This is a genomic window from Desulfobaculum senezii (assembly GCF_054657395.1).
This window is the reverse complement of the sequence record NZ_BAAHYU010000003.1, coordinates 233,473-256,387: the sequence shown is the minus strand read 5'-3', so window position 1 is coordinate 256,387 and position 22,915 is coordinate 233,473. Positions and strand designations below refer to the sequence as shown.

General features: G+C 61.7%; 22 protein-coding genes and 1 riboswitch. Of the genes, 18 read left to right on the top strand and 4 right to left on the bottom strand.

Annotated features, from left to right (window positions below):
• Positions 1-144 precede the first annotated feature (144 nt).
• The 3 genes from ACYQ2T_RS10265 to cydB all read left to right on the top strand — a co-directional run bounded on the left by ACYQ2T_RS10265 (position 145) and on the right by cydB (position 3,816).
• Positions 145-1,350 (top strand): FprA family A-type flavoprotein, encoded by a 1,206-nt coding sequence (locus ACYQ2T_RS10265; protein ID WP_459900372.1) that lies wholly within the window; start codon positions 145-147, stop codon positions 1,348-1,350.
• Positions 1,351-1,434: 84 nt separating this feature from the next.
• Positions 1,435-2,736, top strand: a complete 1,302-nt coding sequence (locus ACYQ2T_RS10260) for a cytochrome ubiquinol oxidase subunit I (protein WP_459900370.1) — start codon at positions 1,435-1,437, stop codon at positions 2,734-2,736.
• 54 nt (positions 2,737-2,790) lie between these two features.
• Entirely contained in the window at positions 2,791-3,816 is a 1,026-nt protein-coding gene (gene cydB, locus ACYQ2T_RS10255) for a cytochrome d ubiquinol oxidase subunit II (RefSeq protein WP_459900368.1), read from the top strand.
• A gap of 196 nt (positions 3,817-4,012) precedes the next feature.
• Here cydB and ACYQ2T_RS10250 read toward each other — a convergent pair whose 3' ends face one another.
• Positions 4,013-5,503, bottom strand: coding sequence for a dihydrolipoyl dehydrogenase family protein (locus ACYQ2T_RS10250; protein WP_459900366.1), 1,491 nt, complete (start codon positions 5,501-5,503; stop codon positions 4,013-4,015).
• Positions 5,504-5,515: 12 nt separating this feature from the next.
• On the bottom strand, positions 5,516-6,202 hold the full coding sequence (locus tag ACYQ2T_RS10245; protein ID WP_459900365.1) for a TVP38/TMEM64 family protein: 687 nt from the start codon (positions 6,200-6,202) through the stop codon (positions 5,516-5,518).
• Between the two features lie 743 nt (positions 6,203-6,945).
• On the opposite strand from ACYQ2T_RS10245, the gene ACYQ2T_RS10240 reads away from it, so the two are divergent.
• The 15 genes from ACYQ2T_RS10240 to metK all read left to right on the top strand — a co-directional run bounded on the left by ACYQ2T_RS10240 (position 6,946) and on the right by metK (position 20,744).
• On the top strand, positions 6,946-8,178 hold the full coding sequence (locus ACYQ2T_RS10240) for a [FeFe] hydrogenase, group A (protein ID WP_459901615.1): 1,233 nt from the start codon (positions 6,946-6,948) through the stop codon (positions 8,176-8,178).
• 11 nt (positions 8,179-8,189) lie between these two features.
• Positions 8,190-8,531, top strand: a complete 342-nt coding sequence (locus ACYQ2T_RS10235; RefSeq protein WP_459900363.1) for an iron hydrogenase small subunit — start codon at positions 8,190-8,192, stop codon at positions 8,529-8,531.
• A 463-nt stretch (positions 8,532-8,994) separates the two neighbouring features.
• Positions 8,995-9,237: a TM1266 family iron-only hydrogenase system putative regulator gene (locus tag ACYQ2T_RS10230; RefSeq protein WP_404843903.1), complete on the top strand. Its 243-nt coding sequence runs from the start codon at positions 8,995-8,997 to the stop codon at positions 9,235-9,237.
• 15 nt (positions 9,238-9,252) lie between these two features.
• Positions 9,253-10,665 (top strand): [FeFe] hydrogenase H-cluster radical SAM maturase HydG, encoded by a 1,413-nt coding sequence (hydG, locus tag ACYQ2T_RS10225; RefSeq protein ID WP_459900362.1) that lies wholly within the window; start codon positions 9,253-9,255, stop codon positions 10,663-10,665.
• A gap of 159 nt (positions 10,666-10,824) precedes the next feature.
• Complete coding sequence (locus ACYQ2T_RS10220; protein WP_459900361.1) at positions 10,825-11,487, top strand: hypothetical protein; 663 nt, start codon at positions 10,825-10,827, stop codon at positions 11,485-11,487.
• Positions 11,484-12,491, top strand: a complete 1,008-nt coding sequence (gene hydE, locus ACYQ2T_RS10215; RefSeq protein ID WP_459900359.1) for a [FeFe] hydrogenase H-cluster radical SAM maturase HydE — start codon at positions 11,484-11,486, stop codon at positions 12,489-12,491. The genes ACYQ2T_RS10220 and hydE overlap by 4 nt, the downstream gene beginning before the upstream one ends.
• On the top strand, positions 12,484-13,692 hold the full coding sequence (gene hydF, locus ACYQ2T_RS10210) for a [FeFe] hydrogenase H-cluster maturation GTPase HydF (protein WP_459900357.1): 1,209 nt from the start codon (positions 12,484-12,486) through the stop codon (positions 13,690-13,692). Before hydE ends, hydF begins: the two co-directional genes overlap by 8 nt.
• 875 nt (positions 13,693-14,567) lie before the next feature.
• Positions 14,568-14,834, top strand: a complete 267-nt coding sequence (locus ACYQ2T_RS10205) for an AtpZ/AtpI family protein (RefSeq protein ID WP_404843909.1) — start codon at positions 14,568-14,570, stop codon at positions 14,832-14,834.
• A complete protein-coding gene (locus tag ACYQ2T_RS10200) occupies positions 14,812-15,243 on the top strand; it encodes an ATP synthase subunit I (RefSeq protein ID WP_459900355.1) in 432 nt (143 codons plus the stop codon). The genes ACYQ2T_RS10205 and ACYQ2T_RS10200 overlap by 23 nt, the downstream gene beginning before the upstream one ends.
• A 5-nt stretch (positions 15,244-15,248) precedes the next feature.
• Positions 15,249-15,941: a F0F1 ATP synthase subunit A gene (gene atpB / locus ACYQ2T_RS10195; protein ID WP_404843911.1), complete on the top strand. Its 693-nt coding sequence runs from the start codon at positions 15,249-15,251 to the stop codon at positions 15,939-15,941.
• Between the two features lie 84 nt (positions 15,942-16,025).
• Positions 16,026-16,340: an ATP synthase F0 subunit C gene (gene atpE / locus ACYQ2T_RS10190; RefSeq protein WP_404843912.1), complete on the top strand. Its 315-nt coding sequence runs from the start codon at positions 16,026-16,028 to the stop codon at positions 16,338-16,340.
• A gap of 74 nt (positions 16,341-16,414) precedes the next feature.
• The gene (locus tag ACYQ2T_RS10185) at positions 16,415-17,074 is read left to right on the top strand and encodes a redox-sensing transcriptional repressor Rex (RefSeq protein ID WP_404843913.1); all 660 of its coding nucleotides are present in this window, start codon (positions 16,415-16,417) and stop codon (positions 17,072-17,074) included.
• 653 nt (positions 17,075-17,727) lie between these two features.
• Positions 17,728-17,828, top strand: a riboswitch (SAM riboswitch).
• 207 nt (positions 17,829-18,035) lie between these two features.
• The gene (panC, locus tag ACYQ2T_RS10180) at positions 18,036-18,890 is read left to right on the top strand and encodes a pantoate--beta-alanine ligase (protein ID WP_459900354.1); all 855 of its coding nucleotides are present in this window, start codon (positions 18,036-18,038) and stop codon (positions 18,888-18,890) included.
• 24 nt (positions 18,891-18,914) lie between these two features.
• Complete coding sequence (locus tag ACYQ2T_RS10175) at positions 18,915-19,550, top strand: DUF502 domain-containing protein (RefSeq protein WP_404843915.1); 636 nt, start codon at positions 18,915-18,917, stop codon at positions 19,548-19,550.
• Positions 19,551-19,571: 21 nt separating this feature from the next.
• On the top strand, positions 19,572-20,744 hold the full coding sequence (gene metK / locus ACYQ2T_RS10170; RefSeq protein ID WP_459900352.1) for a methionine adenosyltransferase: 1,173 nt from the start codon (positions 19,572-19,574) through the stop codon (positions 20,742-20,744).
• Positions 20,745-20,858: 114 nt separating this feature from the next.
• Here metK and ACYQ2T_RS10165 read toward each other — a convergent pair whose 3' ends face one another.
• Both ACYQ2T_RS10165 and ACYQ2T_RS10160 read right to left on the bottom strand, forming a co-directional pair.
• Positions 20,859-22,265, bottom strand: a complete 1,407-nt coding sequence (locus ACYQ2T_RS10165) for an MFS transporter (RefSeq protein ID WP_459900350.1) — start codon at positions 22,263-22,265, stop codon at positions 20,859-20,861.
• On the bottom strand, positions 22,265-22,726 hold the full coding sequence (locus tag ACYQ2T_RS10160) for a MarR family winged helix-turn-helix transcriptional regulator (RefSeq protein ID WP_459900349.1): 462 nt from the start codon (positions 22,724-22,726) through the stop codon (positions 22,265-22,267). Before ACYQ2T_RS10160 ends, ACYQ2T_RS10165 begins: the two co-directional genes overlap by 1 nt.
• Positions 22,727-22,915: the final 189 nt, after the last annotated feature.

Here is a 22,915-nt window from a genome sequence, read left to right as displayed (position 1 = left end):
TGGCCCCCGCTTGCCGGGGGCCTTCCCGGCGGGGCGGCAGAGTCCGTCACGCCCGGAAGGCCCGCGAGAGAGAAACCGGGCCGCAGGGAAGACGCCGCGCACGCGGCGAAACACAGACTCACAAACGAAACGGACAGAACAATCATGAGACCGGTTGAAATCAAAAAAGACATCTACTGGGTTGGCTGCGTTGATTGGAACGGCATTGACTTTCACGGCTATTCCATTGCCCGTCACGGCACCACGTACAACGCCTACCTCGTCAAAGACGAAAAAATCACCCTGTTCGACACGGTGAAGCCCGAATTCCGCGACGAATTCCTCGCCACCCTCGCGCAGGTCGTGAACATTGAAGACATCGACTACATCGTGGCCAACCATCTGGAGCCCGACCACGGCGGCCTGCTTGCCGACCTCGTCGAGCTGGCCAAGCCCGAAAAAATCTTCTGCTCCCCCATGGGCAAGCGTGCCATTGAGGCCCACTTCCACCCCGAAGGCTGGCCCATTGAAGCCATGAAGACCGGCTCGTCCATCTCCCTTGGTCAGCGCACCGTGCAGTTTGTGGAAACCCGCATGCTGCATTGGCCCGACTCCATGCTGTCCTACATCCCCGAGGACAAGCTGCTCATCACCAACGATGCCTTCGGCCAGAACATTGCCTCCTCCGAGCGCTACGCGGACCAGCTGGACCGCGGGTTCCTGAAGCGCCGCATGATGGAGTACTACGCCAACATCGTTGTGCCTTACTCCCCCGTTGTGGAAAAAACCCTCGACGGCGTGCATGAGCTGGACCTGGACGTGGACATGGTGGCCCCGGACCACGGCGCCATCTTCCGCGGCAAAGAGGACGTGGAGTTCGCCATGCAGACCTACCGCGAGTTTGCCGAGCAAAAGCCCACGAACCGCGCCGTCATCGTGTACGACACCATGTGGCACTCCACGGAAAAGATGGCCAAGGCCATCGCCGACGGCCTCATGGACGAGGGCGTGGAAGTGCGCCTGATGCACCTGAAGAGCTACCACCACTCCGAAGTGATGACCGAGGTCTTCAAGTCCGGCGCTGTGCTGATGGGCTCCCCCACGCACAACAACGGCATCCTGCCGCTGGTGGCCGACATGCTCACCTACATGAAGGGCCTGCGCCCGCAGAACAAGGTGGGCGCGGCGTTCGGCTCCTTCGGCTGGAGCGGCGAATGCGTCAAGACCATCACCGAATGGCTGGAGTCCATGAGCTTTGAAGTTGTGGACCCGGTGAAGACCAAGCACGTCCCCGCCAAGGAATCCCTTGAGGAATGCCTTGAACTGGGCCGCGCCGTCGGCAAGGCGCTCAAAGCCAAACTGGCCGACTAAATCCGTCTCGCACGCGCCGGGGGTCTCCGGACCTCCGGCGCTTCTTGAACCGGCGCAGGAAACCACCGACCAAGGGGGCACACAATGGATGCTTTGTTCCTCTCGCGGCTCCAGTTCGCTGCCGCGACCATGTTTCACTTCATTTTCGTCCCGCTGACGCTGGGGCTTTCCATCCTCGTCGCCGTGATGGAAACCAAGTACGTCACCTCCGGCAACGAGACGTACAAGAAAATGGCGAAGTTCTGGGGCAAGCTGTTCCTCATCAACTTTGCCCTCGGCGTCGTCACCGGCATTACGCTGGAATTCCAGTTCGGCACCAACTGGTCCCGCTACTCCGCCTATGTGGGCGACATTTTCGGTTCGCTGCTGGCTATTGAGGCCACGGTGGCGTTCTTCCTTGAGTCCACGTTCATTGCGGTGTGGGTCTTTGGCTGGGACAAGCTCTCGCCCAAGATGCACTGTGCCGCCATCTGGATTGTGGCCATCGCCTCCAATCTTTCAGGCCTGTGGATTCTGCTGGCCAACGGCTTTATGCAGAACCCCGTCGGCTACACGCTGCAAAACGGCCGCGCGGAACTCGCCAACTTCCTTGACGTTATCACCAACCCCTTTGGGTGGATGCAGTTCTTCCACGTCATTCCGGCATCGCTCATCGTCGCGGGCTTCTTTATCATGGGCATCAGCGCATGGCATTTGCTGCGCGGCTCGCACACGGATTTCTTCCAGAAGTCCATGCGCGTTGGCATCTACGCAGCGCTCATCTTCTCGCTGTTCACCGCCTTTGAGGGCCACATGCACGGCAACGAGGTGGCCCAGGTGCAGCCCGCCAAGCTGGCCGCCATGGAAGCGCACTGGGAGACCACAGACTACGCGCCCATGTACCTGCTGCAGATTCCCGATGAAAAGAATGAGGAGAACCTCATTGAAGCGTTCCCCATTCCGGGCCTGCTGTCCCTGCTGGCCTTCAACGACCCCTCCGCCACCGTGCAGGGCCTGAAGGACTTCCCCAAGGACCAGCGGCCTCCCGTCATGCTGACGTTCCTCTCCTTCCGCGCCATGGTCGGTCTTGGCACCTTGTTCATCGTCCTTGCCGGCCTTGCATGGCTGGTACGCAACCGCCTGACGGACTACCCCATGCTGCTCAAGGCGCTGGTATGGACCATTCCGCTGCCCTACCTCGCCCACCAGTTCGGCTGGATAGTGGCGGAGGTTGGCCGCCAGCCATGGGTTGTCTACGGCCTGATGCGCACGTCCGAGGGCGTCTCGCCCGCCGTGACCACGACGCAGGTGGGCTTCTCCCTGGCGGCACTGGTGGGCATGTACCTGCTGCTTGGCGCAGCGGACATCTTCCTGCTGTTCAAGTACGCCCGCAAGGGTCCGCAATAGGCCGGGCATGACAACGGGTATCGACACCAACTTCTTACCTGACGAGGAAGAGGCATGTTAGAGACTGTATGGTTCCTGCTGTGGGGCGTACTGTGGGCCGTCTACTTCATTTTGGACGGATTCGACTTGGGCATGGGCACCATCATGCCCTTCATCAGCAAAAACGAAACCGACCGCCGCACCATCTACAATGCCGCCGGTCCCTTTTGGGACGGCAACGAAGTGTGGCTTATTACCGCTGGCGGCGTGACCTTTGCGGCCTTCCCCGGCGCGTATGCCGCGCTGTTCTCGGCCATGTATTCGGCGCTGTTCCTGCTGCTGTTTGCGCTCATCCTGCGCGGCGTTTCCTTTGAGTTCCGCTCCAAGGTGGAAAGCGACGCATGGCGCAAGCTGTGGGACGTGTGCCACGTGATTGGCAGCTTTGCCCCGGCCCTCCTGCTGGGCGTGGCCTTTGCCAACATCTTCCGCGGCATTCCCCTCAACGCCGAGGGCATCAACGAAGCGGGCCTGCTGCAGCTGCTGAACCCCTACGGGCTGGCTGGCGGCGTGCTCTTCGTCATCATGTTCGTGGTGCACGGCTCCATTTGGCTGGGCATCAAGTCGCAGGGCCCCCTGCATGACCGCGCCGTGAACCTTGCCACCAAGGCATGGCCCGTGCTCATCATCTGGGCGGTGCTCTTTGTGGTCTACACCGGCGTTGAGACCAACACCTTTGCCAACTATCTGGCGAACCCGCTGCTGTTCGTCATCCTCATTGGCGCGGTTGCGGGCATGATTGCCATCCGCCCCGCCCTTGGCGCGGGCCGGCTGTGGCGCGCGTGGACGGCCTCGGCCGTGGGCATTGGCGGCACCGCGCTGTTCGGCGTGGTGGGCATGTTCCCCCGCCTGCTGCCCTCCAGCCTCAACGATGCATGGAGCATGACCATCCACAACGCGGCGTCCACACCGCTGACCCTCAAGATCATGCTCACCGTGACCTTGATCACCATCCCCATCGTCATCGCGTACCAGGCGTGGGTGTATAAAACCTTCTCCCACAAGATCACGCAGGACGACCTCGACTACGAGGAAGCCTACTAACGCGGCGATTTTTCTCCGCCGCCCTGTGGAAAACACAACGCCGCCCCGGCCTTGGCCGGGGCGGCGTCTTTTGTGGAAGCGGGCGGAAAATGCGCTGGCAGGGCAAAGGGGAATCCGCCTTTTTCAGGAGGGCTCCGACGTCGCGGCTCGGCCCCCATACTGACTTTTTTGCATCGGCGGCGATGCCGCCATGGCGTCAGGCGTCGTCATCCTCGGCAAGCGCCCCCGCGTCGGGCGCGCCAAGGGTGCAGGCGTTGCCCTTGTAATTGAAGAACAGCTTCAGGGTCTTCTTGACCTTGTCGGAGAAAATCTTGGGGCCAAGGTAATTCCCGGCCACGCGCTTGTTGATTTCACCAAGGGTCGGATAGGGATGCACCGCGCTGGCGAGTGTGCTCAGCTTCACGCCGCCGCTTTGGATAGCCACCCATTCGTTAATCAGCTCCCCGGCGTGGGGGCCGACAATCTGCACGCCAACGGGACGGCCCTTTGTGAGCAGCAGCTTGATACGTCCGCGCGTTTCGCCTTCGGCAAGGGCGCGGTCGTTGCCTGCAAAATCCTCGGTGATGACGTCCACATCCAGCCCCGCCTTCGCCGCGGACTTCTCGTTGTGGCCGATGGAGGCGCTTTCGGGCCATGTATAGGTGCAGTGCGGCAGGTTGGTGTAGTCGGCCTTGCGGGGCAGGTGAAACACCGCGTTGGACACCACTATGCCGCCCTCATAGCCTGCGGCGTGGGTGAATTGATGCTGGCCGGTCACGTCCCCGGCGGCGTAAATATGCTTCACATTGGTGCGCATACGCGCGTCCACGCCGATGCCGCGGCGCGATGCGTCCACGCCCGCCTGCTCCAGACCCAGCCCCTCAATATTCGGCGCACGCCCCAGCGCCACAAAAAGCGCCTCGCCCACCACAGAGCGCGGCGCGCCCGCCGCATCCGTAAACACCACCTCGGCGGCGTGCCCGGTGCTGACCACCTCACGCACTGAGGTGCCCACGTGCACGCTGACGCCGTCGTCACGCAGGGCCTGCTGGACCACCTCCGCCATATCCGCATCCTCTCCGGACAGAATATGCGCGCTGCGCTGAATGAGCGTGACCTTGCTCCCAAGGCGGCTGAACGCCTGCGCCATTTCGCAGGCAATGGGTCCGCCCCCAAGGATGGTCAGCGACGCCGGAAGTTCATCCAGCGAAAAAATCTGCTCGTTGGTGAGGTAGTCCACGCTGTCCAGCCCCGGAATGGGCGGCACACCGGGGCGCGTACCCGTGGCAACAACCCACGAGCCTGCGGAATACACCGCGCCGCCAACGCGCACGCTGTGCTCGTCCACAAACACAGCCTCGCCAAACTCCACCCGCGCCCCCAGCCCGCAAAAGCGCTCCACCGAGTCGTGCTCCTGAATCACGGCCTGCACCTCGCGGATGCGTTCGGCAACGCGGTAGAACTCCACGGGCGGCACGTCCACGCTTGGCAGACCAAAGCGGTGGGCCGAGCGCATCTGATGATAGACATGGGCGCTGTGGAGCAAGGTCTTGCTGGGCACGCAGCCATAGTGCAAGCAGTCGCCGCCAAGGGCGGGCTCGCGCTCGATAAGCAGGGTCTTGGCCCCAAGCTGGGCGCTCCCTGCGGCCACAGTCAGCCCAGCCGCCCCGCCGCCAATAATGCCTAGGTCAAAGTCGTACGAGCCCATACGCCATGCTCCTTACGCGCCAAAGCGCCGCGCGCGGACGCGGGTCATAATCTTCTTCACCACAAGGGGAAACAGGCCAAGGGCCGCAAAGGACGCAAGCAGCGACGGCGACAGAATGCCCGACAGCGACTGCAGCTGCCCCAACTCCTTGCCAGCGTTCACATACACCATGGTTCCGGGCAGCATGCCCAATTGCGACACCCAATAGTACCGCAGCAAGGGCATTGTGGTCAGCCCCATCACCAGATTGATGGCAAAGAACGGAAACGCCGGGATAAGCCGCATGGTGAACAGATACAGCGCGCCCTCGCGCTCAATGCCCCGGTTTACGGTGACCAGCCTGCCCCCAAAGCGCTGCTGCACCCAGTCGCGCAGGATAAAGCGCGACGCCGCGCACGCCAACGTCGCCCCAAGGGTGCTGGCAAAGGAAATCACCACCAAGCCCAGCCAAAAGCCGAACAGCCCGCCCCCAAGCAGCGTCATCACCGTTGCGCCGGGGACCGACAGCGCCGTCACCAGCACATAGACAGCGAAATACACGCCAATAACGGCCACGGTGTGCTCCGCATACACCGACGCAAACCACGCCTGCTGCTCGCGGACAAAGTCCAAAGAGAAGAAGCGCCCAAGATCAAACACAAAGTACCCGGCAAGACCAAGCAACACGAGCACCAGAACCACCACTTTGCGTAACGACATGACTCCACCTTGTTTCACAACAGCGCACAACGCGCCGCTTCCATTTCCATATACACTGCACAAGCCCCGCGGTGAAGACCAGCCGCCCGCACCACAGCGCCCGGCCGAGTAGCACATATGTCACCCGCGTGACACTTTCGCGTTACGACTGGCCGAATTATGCATTGACGACGCACCACACCTCACGTAGAGTCATTTTCAGCATATGGGAACAGCACACAACGACACCTCCGTGTGCCCCATCCTACCGCTAACCCCGTTCGCGCGGGGTTTTTTCATGATTCTTCCTTCCAGCGGGGTATTCCCCCGCGTGCTGTGCCATCATCCACAATCCGCTCCCCGTCCCCCGTTGCCTCCTCATAGTGGCGCAGGGCGGGAGCGTTGTGGAGTGATGCCCTTCTTTGCGTTCGCAATAACTGTTCTCACTCCTTGAATTTTCCGTCCTACGTCCTATAGAGACGCTTCCCGCCCCAAAATTGCCTGTCTCATCGCCCTCAACGCCATTTTTTGTATGCACCGTGCATTGCGTAATAACATTTCGCAATTAATATTCCTATTGTACTATCAATAGAAAAAATGTAACAATCGCTCCCAGTTCCCAGGAGGTGTTTCAACAACGCGGGCTGTTTGCCCGCTCAAACGGAAGGAGGATCGCCATGTCAGGTTGCAAGGCACAGCAGCCGCCTGTCGAGCCGGTCGATCTCTCCGGCGTTGCGCCGGTTGGAGCAGGCGCCACGCAGGAGATGGAGTCCATCCGCTACAAAATGAACGCGCCCCACGGTGTTGAGCCGGACAGCATGTTCTTTGTGCAGGTGGATCCCGAGATCTGTGTAGACTGCTTTGAGTGTGAGGACCACTGTCCCACCGGAGCCATTCAGGAAAACGCGGACTTCGTGCACGAAGTCGTGGACCCTGCCGCATGCATGAACTGCGGCCAGTGTCTGCTCAGCTGCCCCTATGGCGCCATCTACGAGAACGTCTCGTACGTGGACGAGCTTTTTGAAAAGCTGCAGGACCCCGACACCATCGTGGTCACCATGCCCGCCCCCGCCGTGCGCTACGCCCTTGGCGAGTGCTTTGGCGAGGAGACCGGCACCTTCGTCAGCGGCAAAATGCACGCTGCTCTCAAGAAGATGGGCGTTGACTACGTGTGGGACACCGAGTGGACCGCCGACGTCACCATCCTTGAAGAAGGCACCGAGCTCATCAACCGCGTGAAGACCGGCGAGATGCCCCTGCCGCAGTTCACATCCTGCTGTCCCGGCTGGATCAAGTACTGCGAAAGCTTCTACCCGGACCTCATCCCCCACTTGTCCACCTGCCGTTCGCCCATTGGCATGATCGGCTCCATGGCCAAGACCTACGGCGCAGAGCAGACCGGTGAGAAGCCCAAAAAGATCTACACCGTGTCCATCATGCCCTGCATCGCCAAGAAGTACGAAGGCATGCGCCCCGAGCTGGATGCCAGCGGCTTCCGCGACATCGACGCCACCATCAACACCCGCGAGCTGGCCTACATGATCAAGAAGGCCGGTATCGACTGGAACGCCCTGCCCGAGGTCCAGCCCGACCCCGCCCTTGGCATGTCCACCGGTGCCGCGACCATCTTCTGCACCAGCGGCGGCGTTATGGAAGCGGCCCTGCGCCTGGCCTACGAGGAACTCTCCGGCCAGGACCTGCCCGCTCCCGATATCAAGGTCGTGCGCACGCACGAAGGCATCAACGCTGCGGACATCGACATCCCCGGCTTCGGCACCGTTAAGGTGGCTGTGGCTTCGGGCCTCGAAAACGCGGCCAAGCTCTGCGACGAAGTGCGCGCGGGCAAGTCCCCCTACCACTTCATCGAAATCATGACCTGCCCCGGCGGTTGTGTGAACGGCGGCGGCCAGCCCATGGACCCGGCTGTCCAGGCCTCCCTGTTCAAGAGCATGATTGCCAAGGTCAACAAGCGCTTCCGCGCGCGCAGCATCGCCTAAAGGAGGAAACCATGCACAATGTCGCTACTCTGACCCGACGTGGTTTCATCAAGGCCGCCGGCCTGGCCTGCGGGTACGCCGTTCTCGGCGTGAACCTGACCAAAGAAGCCGTGGCCGCCGCCATGGAATTCGTCGGTCTGCGCCAGCGCTCCGTCTACAATGCTGACGCCAACATCTATAAGCTGCGCAAGTCGCAGGACAACCCGACTGTTATGTCCCTGTACGCCAAGGACGGCTTCCTGTCCGAAGGCCCCTGCGGGCACAAGTCGCACCACCTGCTGCACACGCACTACTTTGACCGCAGCGCCAAAGTACAGGCGCTCAAGGACAAGGGCTTCGAACTGAAGCGCTAGGTCCCCGCACGCAACCGGGCTCGCCTGCGGGAAGGACACCGCGTCTGACCCCAAGGGCTCGCCCGTCTTCCACACCCGCCTTTTCCCGAACGAAACCCGCTAATCCTGCGGATTTCGTAGGGATTTTATTTTTCTTCTAACCATCTGTTTTTCTTCACTTTTTCTCCAATTTTCCCCATTGACATACCGCAGTGAAGCGGGTACTCCTCTGGCACACGATTTATAAATTCGTGTTACCTATATACGTGAATCGACCTGCGGGGAGGACGTACGTCTGAACCAGAGGGGAGGCCACTGCGCGACCTGAACGCTGCGCGTCCGCACACCAGTGCTGGCGTAAGGCCACAGGTGCACCCGCACACTTCCTCCATCCCCCTCACAGATCGAGCTGACCACCGCCCGCGCGGCCAGATGCTGGCCCAGCGCAGGCACAACCGCCCGCACACGGCGACGGAGCTCAACCATGGAAAAACGCATGGGCGTTATCGGCATCATCATCCACGATAGGACTGCCGCAGCCTCGGCCGTCAACGAGATTCTCAGCGACTACGGCCACATTGTGGTGGGTCGTATGGGCCTTCCCTACAAGGAGAAGGGCGTCAACGTTATCTCGCTGATTATCGAGGCTTCCACGGACGAGGTCGGCGCCATGACCGGACGGCTCGGCCAGCTTGCCAATGTCAAAGTCAAATCCATGCTCGTGTAGCACAAGGAGGCGGGAATGCTCATCGACACATCCACGGCCAAGGACTTCATCAACGAAGACGCCATCTGGGCAACCATTGAAAAGGCAGGCTCCCCGGACCCCGCGGAAGTGCGGGATATCCTCGCCAAAGCGGCGGAACGCAAGGGGCTGACCCAGTACGAGACCGCCGTGCTTCTGCAGAACACGGACAAGGACCTCGACGAAGAAATCTTTTCCACGGCCATGGCCGTGAAGCAGGGCATTTACGGCAACCGTCTGGTGCTGTTCGCGCCGCTGTACATCACCAACGAGTGCTGTAACAAATGCGCGTACTGCGGCTTCAACGCCGACAACGACGACCTTGACCGCCGCACCCTCAACGACGCGGAAATCGCCAGCGAAACCCGCGTGCTTGAGGACCTCGGCCAGAAGCGCCTGCTCCTCGTCTACGGCGAGCATCCCCGCCTTGACGCCAAATGGATCGCCCACACCATGCAGGTGGTGTACGACACCATCTCCGAGAAATCCGGCGAAATCCGCCGCGTCAACGTCAACTGTGCGCCGCTGGATGTGGACGGCTTCCGCGCCCTGCAGGAAACCGGCATCGGCACCTACCAGTGCTTCCAGGAGAGCTACCACCGCAAGACCTACGAAAAGGTCCACCTTGCCGGACGCAAGACCAACTACCTCTGGCGTCTGAACGCCCTGCACCGCGCGCAGGAAGCCGGCATTGACGACGTGGCCATGGGCGCCCTCTTTGGCCTGTACGACCACCGCTTTGAAATGCTGGCCCTGCTCCAGCATGCCGAGCAGCTGGAAAAGGACTGGGGCGTTGGCCCGCACACCATTTCCTTCCCGCGCATGGAGCCCGCGCTGGGGTCTGAGATGTCCTACGATCCGCCCTACGCCATCTCCAAGCACGACTTCAAAAAGGTCGTCGCCATCCTGCGCCTGGCCGTGCCCTACACCGGCCTCATCCTCACCACGCGTGAAAATGCCGAGTACCGCCGCGAGCTCATCAAGGTTGGCGTCTCGCAGATTTCCGGCGGCTCCCGCACCTACCCCGGCGCGTACACGGACCCCGAGTACGACCGCCCGGACGTGCAGCAGTTCTGCGTGGGCGACAACCGCTCCTTTGACGAAGTCATCCGCGACGTTGTGGAGCAGGGCTACCTGCCCTCGTGGTGCACAGCCTGCTACCGCCTTGGCCGCACCGGCGAGCACTTCATGGAACTGGCCAAAAAGGGCTTTATCCAGAAGTTCTGCCACCCCAACGCCATGATGACCTTCAATGAATACCTCAACGACTACGCCTCCCCCGAGACCCGCGAGGCGGGACGCCTTTTCCTTGAAAAGGAACTCAAAGGCATTGGCGACGAAAAGACCCACACCCGCATTGCCGAGCGCATGAAGCGCATCGACGAGGGTGAACGCGACCTCTACTTCTAGAGCATACCGACGACACGGCCCCCGTCCGCCATTGGCGGGCGGGGGCCATTGCCATACGCCTGCCGCCCCTCCACGCACTCCGTTGTCCCCCTCGCTTTTGCAGGCCGCCGCGCCCCGGCGCGGCGTAGGCATGTGTGCCGTCCGTTTTCAGGAGCCGATATGCTCGCTGTTCCCGGCATTGCCGCCCTTGGCGTCCCGGACGCCCTTGCCGCGGCGCGCCGCCGCATCATTTTGCACGCCGCCGTGTATGGCAATTTTGCGTCCTCACCCCGCCACGCCGCGGCGTTTGACGCCGTCTTGGCCGCGCCGGAGTTTCAGGGGCTGGACATCATTCACATCGCCCCCGAGGCCCTTGGTAAAGCGGCAGACGCATGCGAGGCACTTGACTGCGGGACACCACCCCACATCCCGGACAGCGCGGGGACGGATGCCGTTCCGGACGCCGCCCGCATCCTGCGCCACCACTGGAGCGCGCAGGCCATGCACGAGCACGCCGACGCCTCGCTGGACTTTGTCTGCAGGCTGGCCGCGCGCCACCCGGAACGGGTGCGCATCCACATAACGCCGCACCTTGGCCTGTTCCCGGCCCTCGTCATCGACGACAGTCTCTTTTTTGGCCACTACGCCCACGCCCCAGTGCCCGCACCAGAGGGCTACTGGATGCGCGTGGACACGGACACCGCCCTGCTTGATGCGTGGCTGGACGCCGGACGCATCCCCGGCGACGCCACGCCCGACCAGCGCGCGGCCCTGCGCATCCTTGCCGAGTGCCGTCACGCCATGGCCTCGGCCACGACCCTTCACACAGGACCCGACGCATGACCATGAACCTTTCCCGCTCCGACATCATCACCCTGCTGGACGGCCACGCCGACAAATGGCTCTACGGCGCTGCCGACGCAACACGCCGCGACGTTTTCGATACGGACGTGTACCTGCGCGGCATTGTGGAGTTCTCCAACCACTGCTGCCGCCGCTGCCAGTACTGCGGCCTGCGCGCCCCCAATACCAAGGCCCAGCGCTACCGGCTGGACGCCAAGCACATTGAAAACGCCGCCGCCCTTGTGCCGCAACTTGGCTTTGGCACCCTTGTGCTCCAGTCCGGGGACGACTTCACCTACTCCGGCGAAGCCATCGCCGCCCTTGTCCGCACTATCAAGGAGCAGCAGGACATCGCCATCACCCTCTCCCTTGGGGACCGCACCGAGGACGACTTTGCCCTGTGGCGCGACAGCGGCGCGGACCGCTATCTCCTCAAGCTGGAGACCACGGACCCGGACCTGTACGCCGCCTGCCGACCGGGAGAAAACCTCGCGGACCGCTTCCGGCGCATCGAGGAGCTTCGCAAACTGGGCTACGAGGTCGGCTCCGGCGTCATCACGGGCCTACCCGGCATGACCACGCCACGCCTTGCCGACGACCTGCTGCGCCTGTCCTCGCTGGAGCTGGACATGATTGCGGCTGGCCCCTTTGTTCCGCATCCGCAAACGCCCTTCGCGGGCGAGGCCCAAGGCTCGCTGGACACCAACTACCGCGCCTCGGCCATTTTGCGCCTGCTGAACCCGCAGGCAAACATCCCCGCCACCAGCGCGCTGGATGTTCTGCAAGCGGGTGGACGCTGCACCGCCCTTGCCCGGGGCTGCAACGTCATCATGCCCTCGCTCACGCCCGAAGACGTGCGCGCGGCCTACTCCATCTACCCCGGCAAAAACACCTTCACGTCCGACGCCCTCGCCTACGCGGAAGACGTCAAGGCCATGATCCGCGAGGCCGGATACACCCCTTCGGCCTCCCAAGGCTTTTCACCGAGGAGCACCCATGTCTGATAAAGCCCCACGCGGGGTCCGGCTCGTCATTGCGCTGGCCGGCCGCCGCAACGCTGGCAAGTCCTCCCTCATCAACGCCATCACCGGGCAGGACATCGCCATTGTCTCGGACCATCCCGGAACCACAACGGACCCCGTAGCCAAGCACTACGAGCTGATTCCCCTCGGGCCCGTCACCTTTTACGACACCGCCGGCCTCGACGACGAGGGCGACCTTGGCGGCCTGCGCGTGAAGGCCACCAACAAGGTCCTGCTGCGCTCGGACCTCGCGGTGGTGGTCATCGGCGACGAAGGCCTCGACGCCTACGAACAGAAGACCATCGCCCGCATCCGCGAGCTGGATATCCCCTTCCTCGTCGTCTTCAACAAGAGCGACCGCTCCGCCCCCGCCGCCACGGACACCGCATGGTGCGAGGCCGAGGGCATCACATGGCTGGCTGTCTCCGCCACCACGGGGGAGAACATCACCGAACTCAAGGAAGCTCTCATCGCCGCCGCGCCGCCGGAATTCCGCGACGAGCCGCTGCTGTGCCGCGACCTTGTGGACGCCGGACAGTGGGCCGTGTGCGTGGTGCCCATCGACCTCTCCGCCCCCAAGGGCCGCCTGATTCTGCCGCAGGTGCAGGTCCTGCGCGACCTGCTGGATGCGGGCGCACTTGCCGTCACCGTCAAAGAATTCGAGCTGGCCGACGCGCTAAGCGGCCTCAAGGACGACCCCGCCCTTGTCATCACGGACTCGCAGGTCATCGACAAGGTGGCGGCCACCGTGCCGGACCGCGTGCCCACCACCACCTTCTCCACCCTGTTTGCGCGCTACAAGGGCGATATTGGCCCGCTGGTGGAAGGCGCCCGCGCCATCGACACCCTCAAGGATGGCGACAAGGTACTGGTGGCCGAAGCCTGCTCCCACCACGTTGCCGACGACGACATCGGCCGCGTAAAGATTCCCCAGTGGATGAAACGCGCCACGGGCAAGGACATCATCTTTGACGTCTACGCCGGGCACGACTTCCCCGAGGACCTTGAGCAGTACGCCCTGTGTATCCACTGCGGCTCTTGCATGCTGAACCGCCGCGAGATGCTCCGCCGCATCCGCGAGTGCGTCCGGCGCGGGGTGCCCATCACCAACTACGGGGTTGCCATCTCCAAATTGCAGGGCGTTCTGGAGCGCGTCATCCGTCCCCTCGGCCTCACGCCGTAGGACGGGCCGCCTTCGGGCCACAGCGCCCCACCCTGTTGTGGCGGGAACGTCCTGCACGGCAGCAGGATACCCGCGCCCACACCGCCCCGGCCGCGCCGTCCGGATGACGGCGCGCCGGATACTCCCCAGCGGCAGCGCGCAGGGCGTCCTGACGCGCCGCACGCAGTCAGACGCACAGACGCAGGCATGCGCCCCGCGCCCAGACCTGCGCAGGCACGTCCGTTCCCGCCCCACACATCGCCCAGCGCCGTAGCGGCGCTGGGCGACTGCGTTTTTGGCTGGAGATGGCGGGGCAGGCGCTAAACCCGGCACTGAACACAAAGCGAGGTCCGAGGCATGCGCTTGCGCATACGCCTCATCTTATGCCGGCGGTGATCATCCTGCTCATGGTCCCCCGCCGCCTGCGCGCGCCGTGAGCCACCTGCCAAGAAGCCTGCCGCAGAACACAGGAGCCAAAAGGCCGAGAGGAAGCGGCAGGACACGCGCCGCGCACCAAAGGGCAAGGGCGCAGCCACACGCACTCCCTGCCGCGCAGATTCCTGCTGGATTGCACAGGCGCTTGGCTGTAGCATCAGGACCACCCGGCAGCGCGCAGCGCTTTGCCAGCGCAGCCGCCACACAGCGCGAGGCGCGGGCAAAACCACGTGCGGCGAAACAGAACAGAGCGGCACGCAACCGGTCGCAATTGTACAGACATTCCCCGGAGCACGCGTAGCGCCTTGCATGACGGGAATGCACACCGCGAAAACACGCCATGGGCACCGGAAATTGCAGAGAATATCCGTTGACTTGGCACAACGTACCGTGGTAGGGGCTTGCTGTTTGTGAATGTTTGAACGAAACGCAAGTCGCTCGCTACGGTGAGGACGGCACACATGCTCTTTGGCAAACGGAAGAAAGACGAACGACCCCTCCTTGACCTTATGGGAGACGTGGGCACCATCGGCATGCACATGGTGGCCTCCACGTTTGTGGGGTTGGCCATAGGCTACTATCTGGACGAATGGCTCGGTACTGGCCCGTGGTTACTGCTTTTCTTCCTCCTTGTCGGCATTGCCGCCGGATTCAAAAACGTATATGAGCAGGCGATGCGAATGATGAACGATAAGGATGAAGACGATGCGTCTCGCGATGATACATGAGAACGTCGAGGCACGGCTGTACCGGATGGGCTACACGCTGAGGGATGTCCGCATCCTGGTCCGGAATCAGTTGTACCTCGCCACAGGCTCTGTCGTCATAGCGGCATGCCTTGGCTGGATGTACCCGTGGCTGTTTGATTTTGCTGCAGGCGCGGTGCTTATCACGCTGAACTTCTCTTCCCTGACTCAATTCGTTCAGCATCTCGTGCACAAAAGAGATGGCGCCGTAGCCCGTCTGCTCTTCAGGTTTTACGGGCGGCTCTTTTTGACCGGTCTGGCTCTGTTTGCCCTGATCGTCTGGGGAAACGCGGTCGTTGCGGCATTGCTCGCCGGTCTTTCCACGGTAGTGGTCACGATTCTCATCTGGGGCGCCGCCCAGGTGATAGGGAAAAACGCGAAGGAGGCGTAAGGAAAATGGCAGCTGGTGGTGGATTACCGCATCCGGTTCTTCTGGTTCCCAACGCGCTGGACGCCATGGGAATCCATGTCCCGATACACATCAGCCTGACGTGGACCGTCATGCTGCTCCTCTTCGTTACGGCTTTCATTGTCAGCCGCAACCTGAAGATGGTGCCGGGCAAGCTCCAAAACCTCTTCGAGCTCATCATCGGTGGGCTTGAGGACTTCGTCGTCACCAACATTGGCGAAGAAGGCCGCAAGGTCTTTCCGGTCCTGTGTGTGCTGTTCCTGTTCATCCTGCCCATGAACTGGGTGGGCCTGATTCCGGGCTTCGACGCACCGACCGCCAACGTGAACACCAACGCCGCCATGGCGATGTTCCTGTTCCTCTACTACAACTGGATTGGCATCAAGAAGTGGAAGTTTGGCTACGTCAAACACTTCATGGGTCCGATTCCCGCGCTGGCACCGCTCATGATGATCATCGAGTTCGTCAGCCATCTCTCCCGTCCGCTGTCGCTCACGCTTCGTCTGTTCGGCAACATTAAGGGTGAGGAAATCGTCCTCGTGCTGATGTTCACCTTGGCTCCCTTGGTGGGCACGCTTCCGATGTACTTCCTGTTCGTACTGGCGAAGTTCATCCAGGCCTTCATCTTCTTCATGCTGGGCATGATCTACCTGAAGGGCTCTCTGGAACACGCACATTGATCCGGCGCATAGCGCGCCAATCCCGATACCGGGGGAAACGGTCATTTGACCGATTGTATATCAACTACCTGGAGGTTTTATCCAATGCGTAAAGCTATTCTGACCGTGCTGAACACCGTGGCTCTCGTCGCCGTCGCTTCCGTTGCCTTCGCCGCTGATGGTGGCGTTGCTACCGCTTCCGTCTGGGCTTCCGCCATTGGCATGGCTATCGCCGCTGCTGGTTGTGGTCTTGGTCAGGGCATGGGCCTCAAGGCCGCTTGTGAGGGCACCGCCCGTAACCCCGAGGCTTCCGGTAAGATCACCGTTACCCTCATTCTGGGTCTGGCCTTCGTCGAGTCCCTCGCCATTTACGCCCTCGTCGTCAACCTGATCCTCCTGTTCGTTAAGCCTTTCGCTTAAGAACGAAAATTGCTACACTGAGGGCCGCGCCACGGCGCGGCCTTCTTTTTCCACTTTTTTGTTAAAAATTTCACATGAATCCCGGAAAAACTACAAAAGTGAAAAGTCAGCACATTCCAAGAGCCACTATCCAGAGGATGGCCGTCTACATTCAGGTCCTTGAGAACCTCCAGCGCGATGGCAAAAACGTCATCTCTTCGGAGCTTCTGGCCCGCACCTGTGATGTCAATCCGTCCCAGATCCGCAAAGACCTCGCTTACTTCGGTGAGTTTGGCGTGCGCGGTGTGGGATACTACGTGCAGGACCTCATCACCAGCATCAAGCAAGCGCTCGGTGTCGACCGCGTTTGGAAATGCGCCCTCGTGGGCGTTGGCAACCTCGGTCGCGCCCTGCTCAATCACCGCGAGTTTCGTCTGCGCGGCTTCCATATTGTTGGCGCCTTTGACTGCGACCCCTTCAAGATTGGTGAAATCGTCTCCGGCCTTGAAGTTGTCTGCTCCCGCCGCCTCAAAGAGAAGGTGGACGAGCTGGGCATTGAGGTCGGCATCATCACCACGCCGCCAGAGCGCGCGCAGCGAGCCTGCAACTACCTTGTGGACGCTGGTATCCAAGGCATCCTGAATTTCGCCCCCGCGCGAATCGACGTGCCCGACAACGTGAACGTAGAGTACGTGGACTTCTTCCACCACTTCTACGCCGTGGCGTTTAACGTCACCCTCGCGCTGCAGGACTAGACAGGCTCTTTTCTCCCCGCGGACACCGGATCCGCCTGCCGTCAGGAGAGAGGGAAAATCCTACCTTCCCACTTCCCTCTTTCCGGGATTTTCTGCATCCATTGAACGGCACTGTAACTCCCCCTTTTTCTCTCTATCTTCCCCCTAGAATTCCTGCTCTGCTCTCTTACACCATGTACTCCAAATGTCACGGAGGCGACATGTCATGAAGCAGACACAGCATTGCATTCCGTAAATACGCATGAGCGGCAGCGCTTCCCGCGCTGCCGCATCTTTTGCCTCATTTATAAAGAGGTACCAAGAAGTCCTGCCGCGCCGCTTCCCCGCCTTGCCGCCACGTACCACGCACGCAACGCTCAAAACCCACATCAAGCCCTGCCGCAAGCCATTTTCCTCTCCTGCCGCGCCATTCTTGCGTAACAATTGATTGACCACACAACCACAATGCACGCATCAGTACATCTCAAAGCGTGCATACGCACGAGCAATACGTATACACAGCACCAAAAGCCTGTGCAGTGCGGATTTTCACGGTTTCTCCGGTGATATTCCACGAAAAAGTGTCCTGCTACAGACGAAAAACGCTTGCGTTTTCAAAGTAAGGCGTCTACCGTTTTATTTGCTTTGGCGCTCAAGCCGGGCACTTTGACAACGAATCATGCAGAGAGGCGCGAGGGATCTGGCCCGACGACCGCCCGGCAACCTGCCATCAAGGCAAGGTGCTAATGCCAGCCCCGAAAGGGACCCATGGAGACAACAATCCTGGATTCATGAGACCCTCCCCTTCGGGAGGGTCTCTTTTTTTTTGGCCCGCGCTCCACCACGGCCAGACGGTGGACGCCCGCCGCCGGCATGCGGTAGATTCGGCCCCAAACGCCCTGCACACACAGGGCAACCGACTGGCCCGCTTTCGACCACGCAGTTTCGCCCGGACACGCTCCGGGCCGGAGGAACACGACATATGCAGATCATCACCGATCCGCACGCTTTTCAACAACACGCCATGACAGAGCGCGCATCAGGAGCCACCACCGCTCTGGTGCCGACCATGGGCTTTTTTCATGAAGGGCACCTGAGCCTCATGCGCTGGGCGCGCGAACATGCGGACACCGTCTACGTCAGCCTGTTCGTCAATCCCACGCAGTTTGGCCCCGATGAAGACCTGGACGCCTACCCCCGCGACCTCGACCGCGACGCCCGCCTTGCCGAGGAGGCCGGAGTGGACGTGCTGTTCGCGCCGGACCCGCGCGCCATCTACGCCGAGGACCACGCGGCATGGGTGGAGGTCCCCACACTGGCCCAGCATCTGTGCGGCGCCTCGCGCCCCGTGCATTTTCGCGGTGTGGCGACCATTGTGTCCATTCTGCTGCACCTTGCCATGCCCTCCATGGCCGTCTTTGGCCAAAAGGACTGGCAGCAGCTGGCCCTTTTGCGCCGCATGGCCCGCGACCTGTTCATCCCAACAGAAATCATCGGACGCCCCATCGTGCGCGAGGCCGACGGGCTGGCCCTCAGCTCCCGCAATGTCTACCTGACCCCGCAGGAGCGCCAGCACGCGCCGCACATTCACAAGGGTATTCAGCACATCGCCGCCCTTGCCCATGCTGGGGAGCGCAGCGCCGCCGCCCTCAAGGCCGCCTTCGCCGACTACATCGCCCAGCATATTCCCGGCGCCGAGATTGACTACTTTGAACTGGTCCACCCGGACAATATTCAGCCCGTCCTCGACCTCACCGGTCCCACCCTTGCGGCCACCGCGGTCCGCATCGGCAAGGCCCGGCTTCTGGACAACACACTGCTGCTGGCCGACGCCTAACGCTGTTTTTTGGAGAACGCTTCCGTGCTTAAACGCATCGCTCGCACAATAAAAGATACGCTCAAGGCCAACCTGCTGGCGGGCATTCTCGTGACGACGCCACTGGCCGCCACCGCGTTTTTCCTTGGGCTGCTCATGAAATGGGGCGACAAGGTGCTCCTGCTCATTCCGCAGGCCTACCGCCCGGAGAACTACTTGCCCTTCAAGGTTCCCGGACTTGGCATCCTTGTCCTGTTCATATTCCTGTTCATCGCCGGCCTGCTTGGCCGCAACATTCTTGGCCGCTGGCTGATGGGCATTGGTGAACGCATCGTCGATAACATTCCGCTGGTGAACAAGTTCTACCACGCGGTCAAACAGCTTGTGACCACCATCATCAATGGTGGCGGCAAGGACTTCAAACGCGTGGTGCTGGTGGAGTATCCACGCAAGGGTGTTTGGGCTATCGCGTATGTGACCGGAACCGCCGTCGGCGAGATGCAGCGCCGTACCGAAAAACGCGTCATCAATATCTTTGTGCCCACCACGCCCAATCCCACGTCGGGCTTCTACCTTATGGTGCCTGAGGACGAACTCATCACCCTCGACATGAGCGTAGAAGACTCGTTTAAGGTTCTTATATCCGGTGGAATAATCAATCCTGAAAACAAACAGGTGTAACTCACTTCTTTGGAGGAACTCATGGTTCACAGCAACGGACGCTACCACTTCACTTCCGAATCCGTGACCGAAGGTCACCCCGACAAAGTCGCCGACAAAATCTCCGACGCCGTACTGGACGCCCTGCTGGAGCAGGACCCCGATTCCCGCGTTGCCTGCGAGACGATGGTCACCACCGGCATGGCCTTCATCGCCGGTGAGATCACCACCAAGGGCTACGCCGATCTGCCCCAGATCGTGCGCAACACCATCCGCGAAATCGGCTACACCAGCTCCGACATGGGCTTCGACTCCGAAACCTGCGCTGTGATTTCCTCCATCGACAAGCAGTCCCCCGACATCGCGCAGGGTGTGGACCGTGAAGACCCCGAAAATCAGGGCGCTGGCGACCAGGGCATGATGTTCGGCTTCGCCTGCAACGAAACCGATTCCCTGATGCCCGCCCCCATCTACTGGTCCCACAAGCTCTCCGAGCGCCTGACCAAGGTCCGCAAGGACGGCGTGCTGAACTTCCTGCGCCCCGACGGCAAAACCGAAGTCAGCTTCGTCTACGAAGAAGGCAAGCCCAAGTTCATCGACACCGTCGTCATCGCCGCCCAGCACGATGAAGACGTCTCCCACGACGACCTGTGCGACGGCATCCGCAACGAAGTCATCTTCAAGACCCTGCCCAAGGAATTCGTGGACCCCGAAAAGACCCGCGTGTTCATTAACACCACCGGCCGTTTTGTCATCGGTGGCCCCATGGGCGACGCCGGCCTCACCGGCCGTAAGATCATTCAGGACACCTACGGCGGCATGGGCGCCCACGGCGGCGGCGCCTTCTCCGGCAAGGACCCGTCCAAGGTGGACCGCTCCGGCGCCTACATGGGCCGCTACATCGCCAAGAACATCGTGGCCGCCGGTCTGGCCGAAAAGTGCGAAGTGCAGATTGCCTACGTCATCGGCGTGGCGCAGCCCGTGTCCACCCTCGTGACCACCATGGGCACCGGCGTGGTTCCGGACGAAATCCTCACCAAGGCCGTGAAGGAAGTCTTTGACCTGCGCCCCTACCACATCCTGAAGCGCCTCGACCTGCGCCGCCCCATCTACTCCGAAAGCGCCTGCTACGGCCACTTCGGCCGCGAACTGCCCCAGTTCACCTGGGAGCGCACCGACGCCGCCGAAGACCTCAAAGCCGCATGCCGCGTCTAACCCGCGCGCCATCCACGAGCACAAAAAAGCCCAGCCAACACCACGTTGGCTGGGCCTCAAAAGCCGGGGCGGGAGTCGTACGACTCCCGCCCCGGTTCTTTTCAGCAATTCACATTATTCCCCGCGTGACTCTGCGGGCTCATCAGCGCGCTGGGGCATGGGCGCGCGCAGGCTCAGCACCACACCCGCCCCGCTCACCACGGCAAAACAGCCAAGGGCCCACTGCATCGCTTGCAAATACATGCTGTGCGTCTCCACCGTCACCGCGTACTCGCCCATAAACACAGACAAAAACATGCCAATGCACACAAGGCTCACCGTCATGCCCGTGGTACGCATACCGCCCGTCATGGCCGACGCCGTGGCATAATGCTCCGGCGGCACACTCCCCATAATCACGCTGGTATTGGGCGCGGAAAACAGCGCAATGCCCGTTCCAAACAGCATCAATATGCCCACCACCGTGGTCACGGCCGTATGCTCGTCAAAGCCCGCGGCAACAGCAAGGCCCACCGTCGCCACAGCCATGCCCGCCGTGGCAATGCGGTGCGGCGGCCAGCGGTCCGCCATGCGGCCCGCCGTGGTGGACAGCGCCGCCTGAACCAGCGGCTGCGCCACCAGAATCGTCCCGGCCTGCCCCGCCGTCATGCCCTGCACTGTCTGCAGATACAGGCTCATCAAGAACGTCACGCCAAAGGTCGCCGCGTAATTAATAAACTGCACCGCGCTGCCATAGGCAAAGGACCGGCTGCTCAAAAAAAGCCCCATGTCCAAAAGCGGGCTATCATGCCGCCGCTCCCACCACACAAAGCCGCTCAGCAGCACGAGCGAGGCCGCAAACAGCGCCTTGCCCGCCATGTCCTCCCATTCCGCGCTGCCCAGCACCATCATGCCAAGGCCCGACGCACTCAGGACAAAGCCGCCCCAGTCAAACCGGCGCGTTCTATCCCGCAGCAGACGCACATCAAGCCCGCGGAAGGACATATACAGCGCCACAAGGCACGCCGGGATGCCCACAAAGAAAATCCACCGCCAGCCCCAATGCGTCGCAATAAGCCCGCCAAAGTACGGGCCCAGCGATAAGCCGATATACACGCCCGTGACGGCAATCCCCAGCGCTCTGCCGCGCTCCTCGCGCGGGAACACCTCCGTCAGGATGGCCAGCCCCGTCGCCACCTGCGCCGCGCCGCCAAGGCCCTGCATCACGCGGAACACAATAAGCATCTCAATGCTCTGCGACATGCCAAGCAGCAGCGACATCACCGTGAACATCGCCACGCCGCTGACAAAGAGCAGCCCCCGGCCATACATGTCCGACAGCCGCGCACAGGGAAACATCATCATCGCCACCGCAGCCAAATACCCGGACTCCACAAGCCCAAGCTGTACCGCGCTGGCGCTGAGTTCCTCGCCAATCACAGGTAGCGCCACGCCCACAGCCGAAACCATGAACGGAACAGCAAACTGCGTGGCCGTCACTGCAAACAGCGCCCCGCGCCGTGTCTGCGCCGTCGTACCCATTACGCCGCGCCCTCCCCTCGGAGTTCGGCATCAAGATTCACCGCCATCTTCTCCAAAAGCTCCAATGCCATGCTCCGCTCCTGCGTACTCAGGCCGCGGAACATCACCTCATTATTCGTATCCAAAGCAGCAAAAAACGCCGTCTCAAGCTCGCAGGCACGCGCCGTGGGCGACACAAACTTCTGCCGCCTGTTCTGCGGGTTCTCGCACCGGCTCACAAGCCCCTTGCGCTCCAACAGCGCCACAGCGCGCGCCGTGGCCGAACGGTTGACGCCAACCAGCGCCCCCAGCTCGTCCTGCGTCAAACGCCCATGGTACAACAGCTCGCACATGTACGGCACCTGACCATGCCCAATACCCAACGGCGCCGCCGTACGCTCCACCTGAAGCGCAAGAAGACGCGCCAAACGCGACACCTTGTGCCCCGGAGACGTCTTGCGCCGTTCCTTCAAATTCTGCATATCGTCATTTCCATTGTTGCTTAGTGAACAGTTGCCCGGAGAACTAACGCTCAGGGGACGCTGTGTCAAACCCTACCAAGAGGGTCGTTTTTGGGGAAGGAAGGCATGCCTCCGGCGGCTCAAGGGTGTGATACCCTTGAGAATCCCCAGGATTTTCGGGGCGGAAGCCGCCCCGAAAATAGGGGTGGA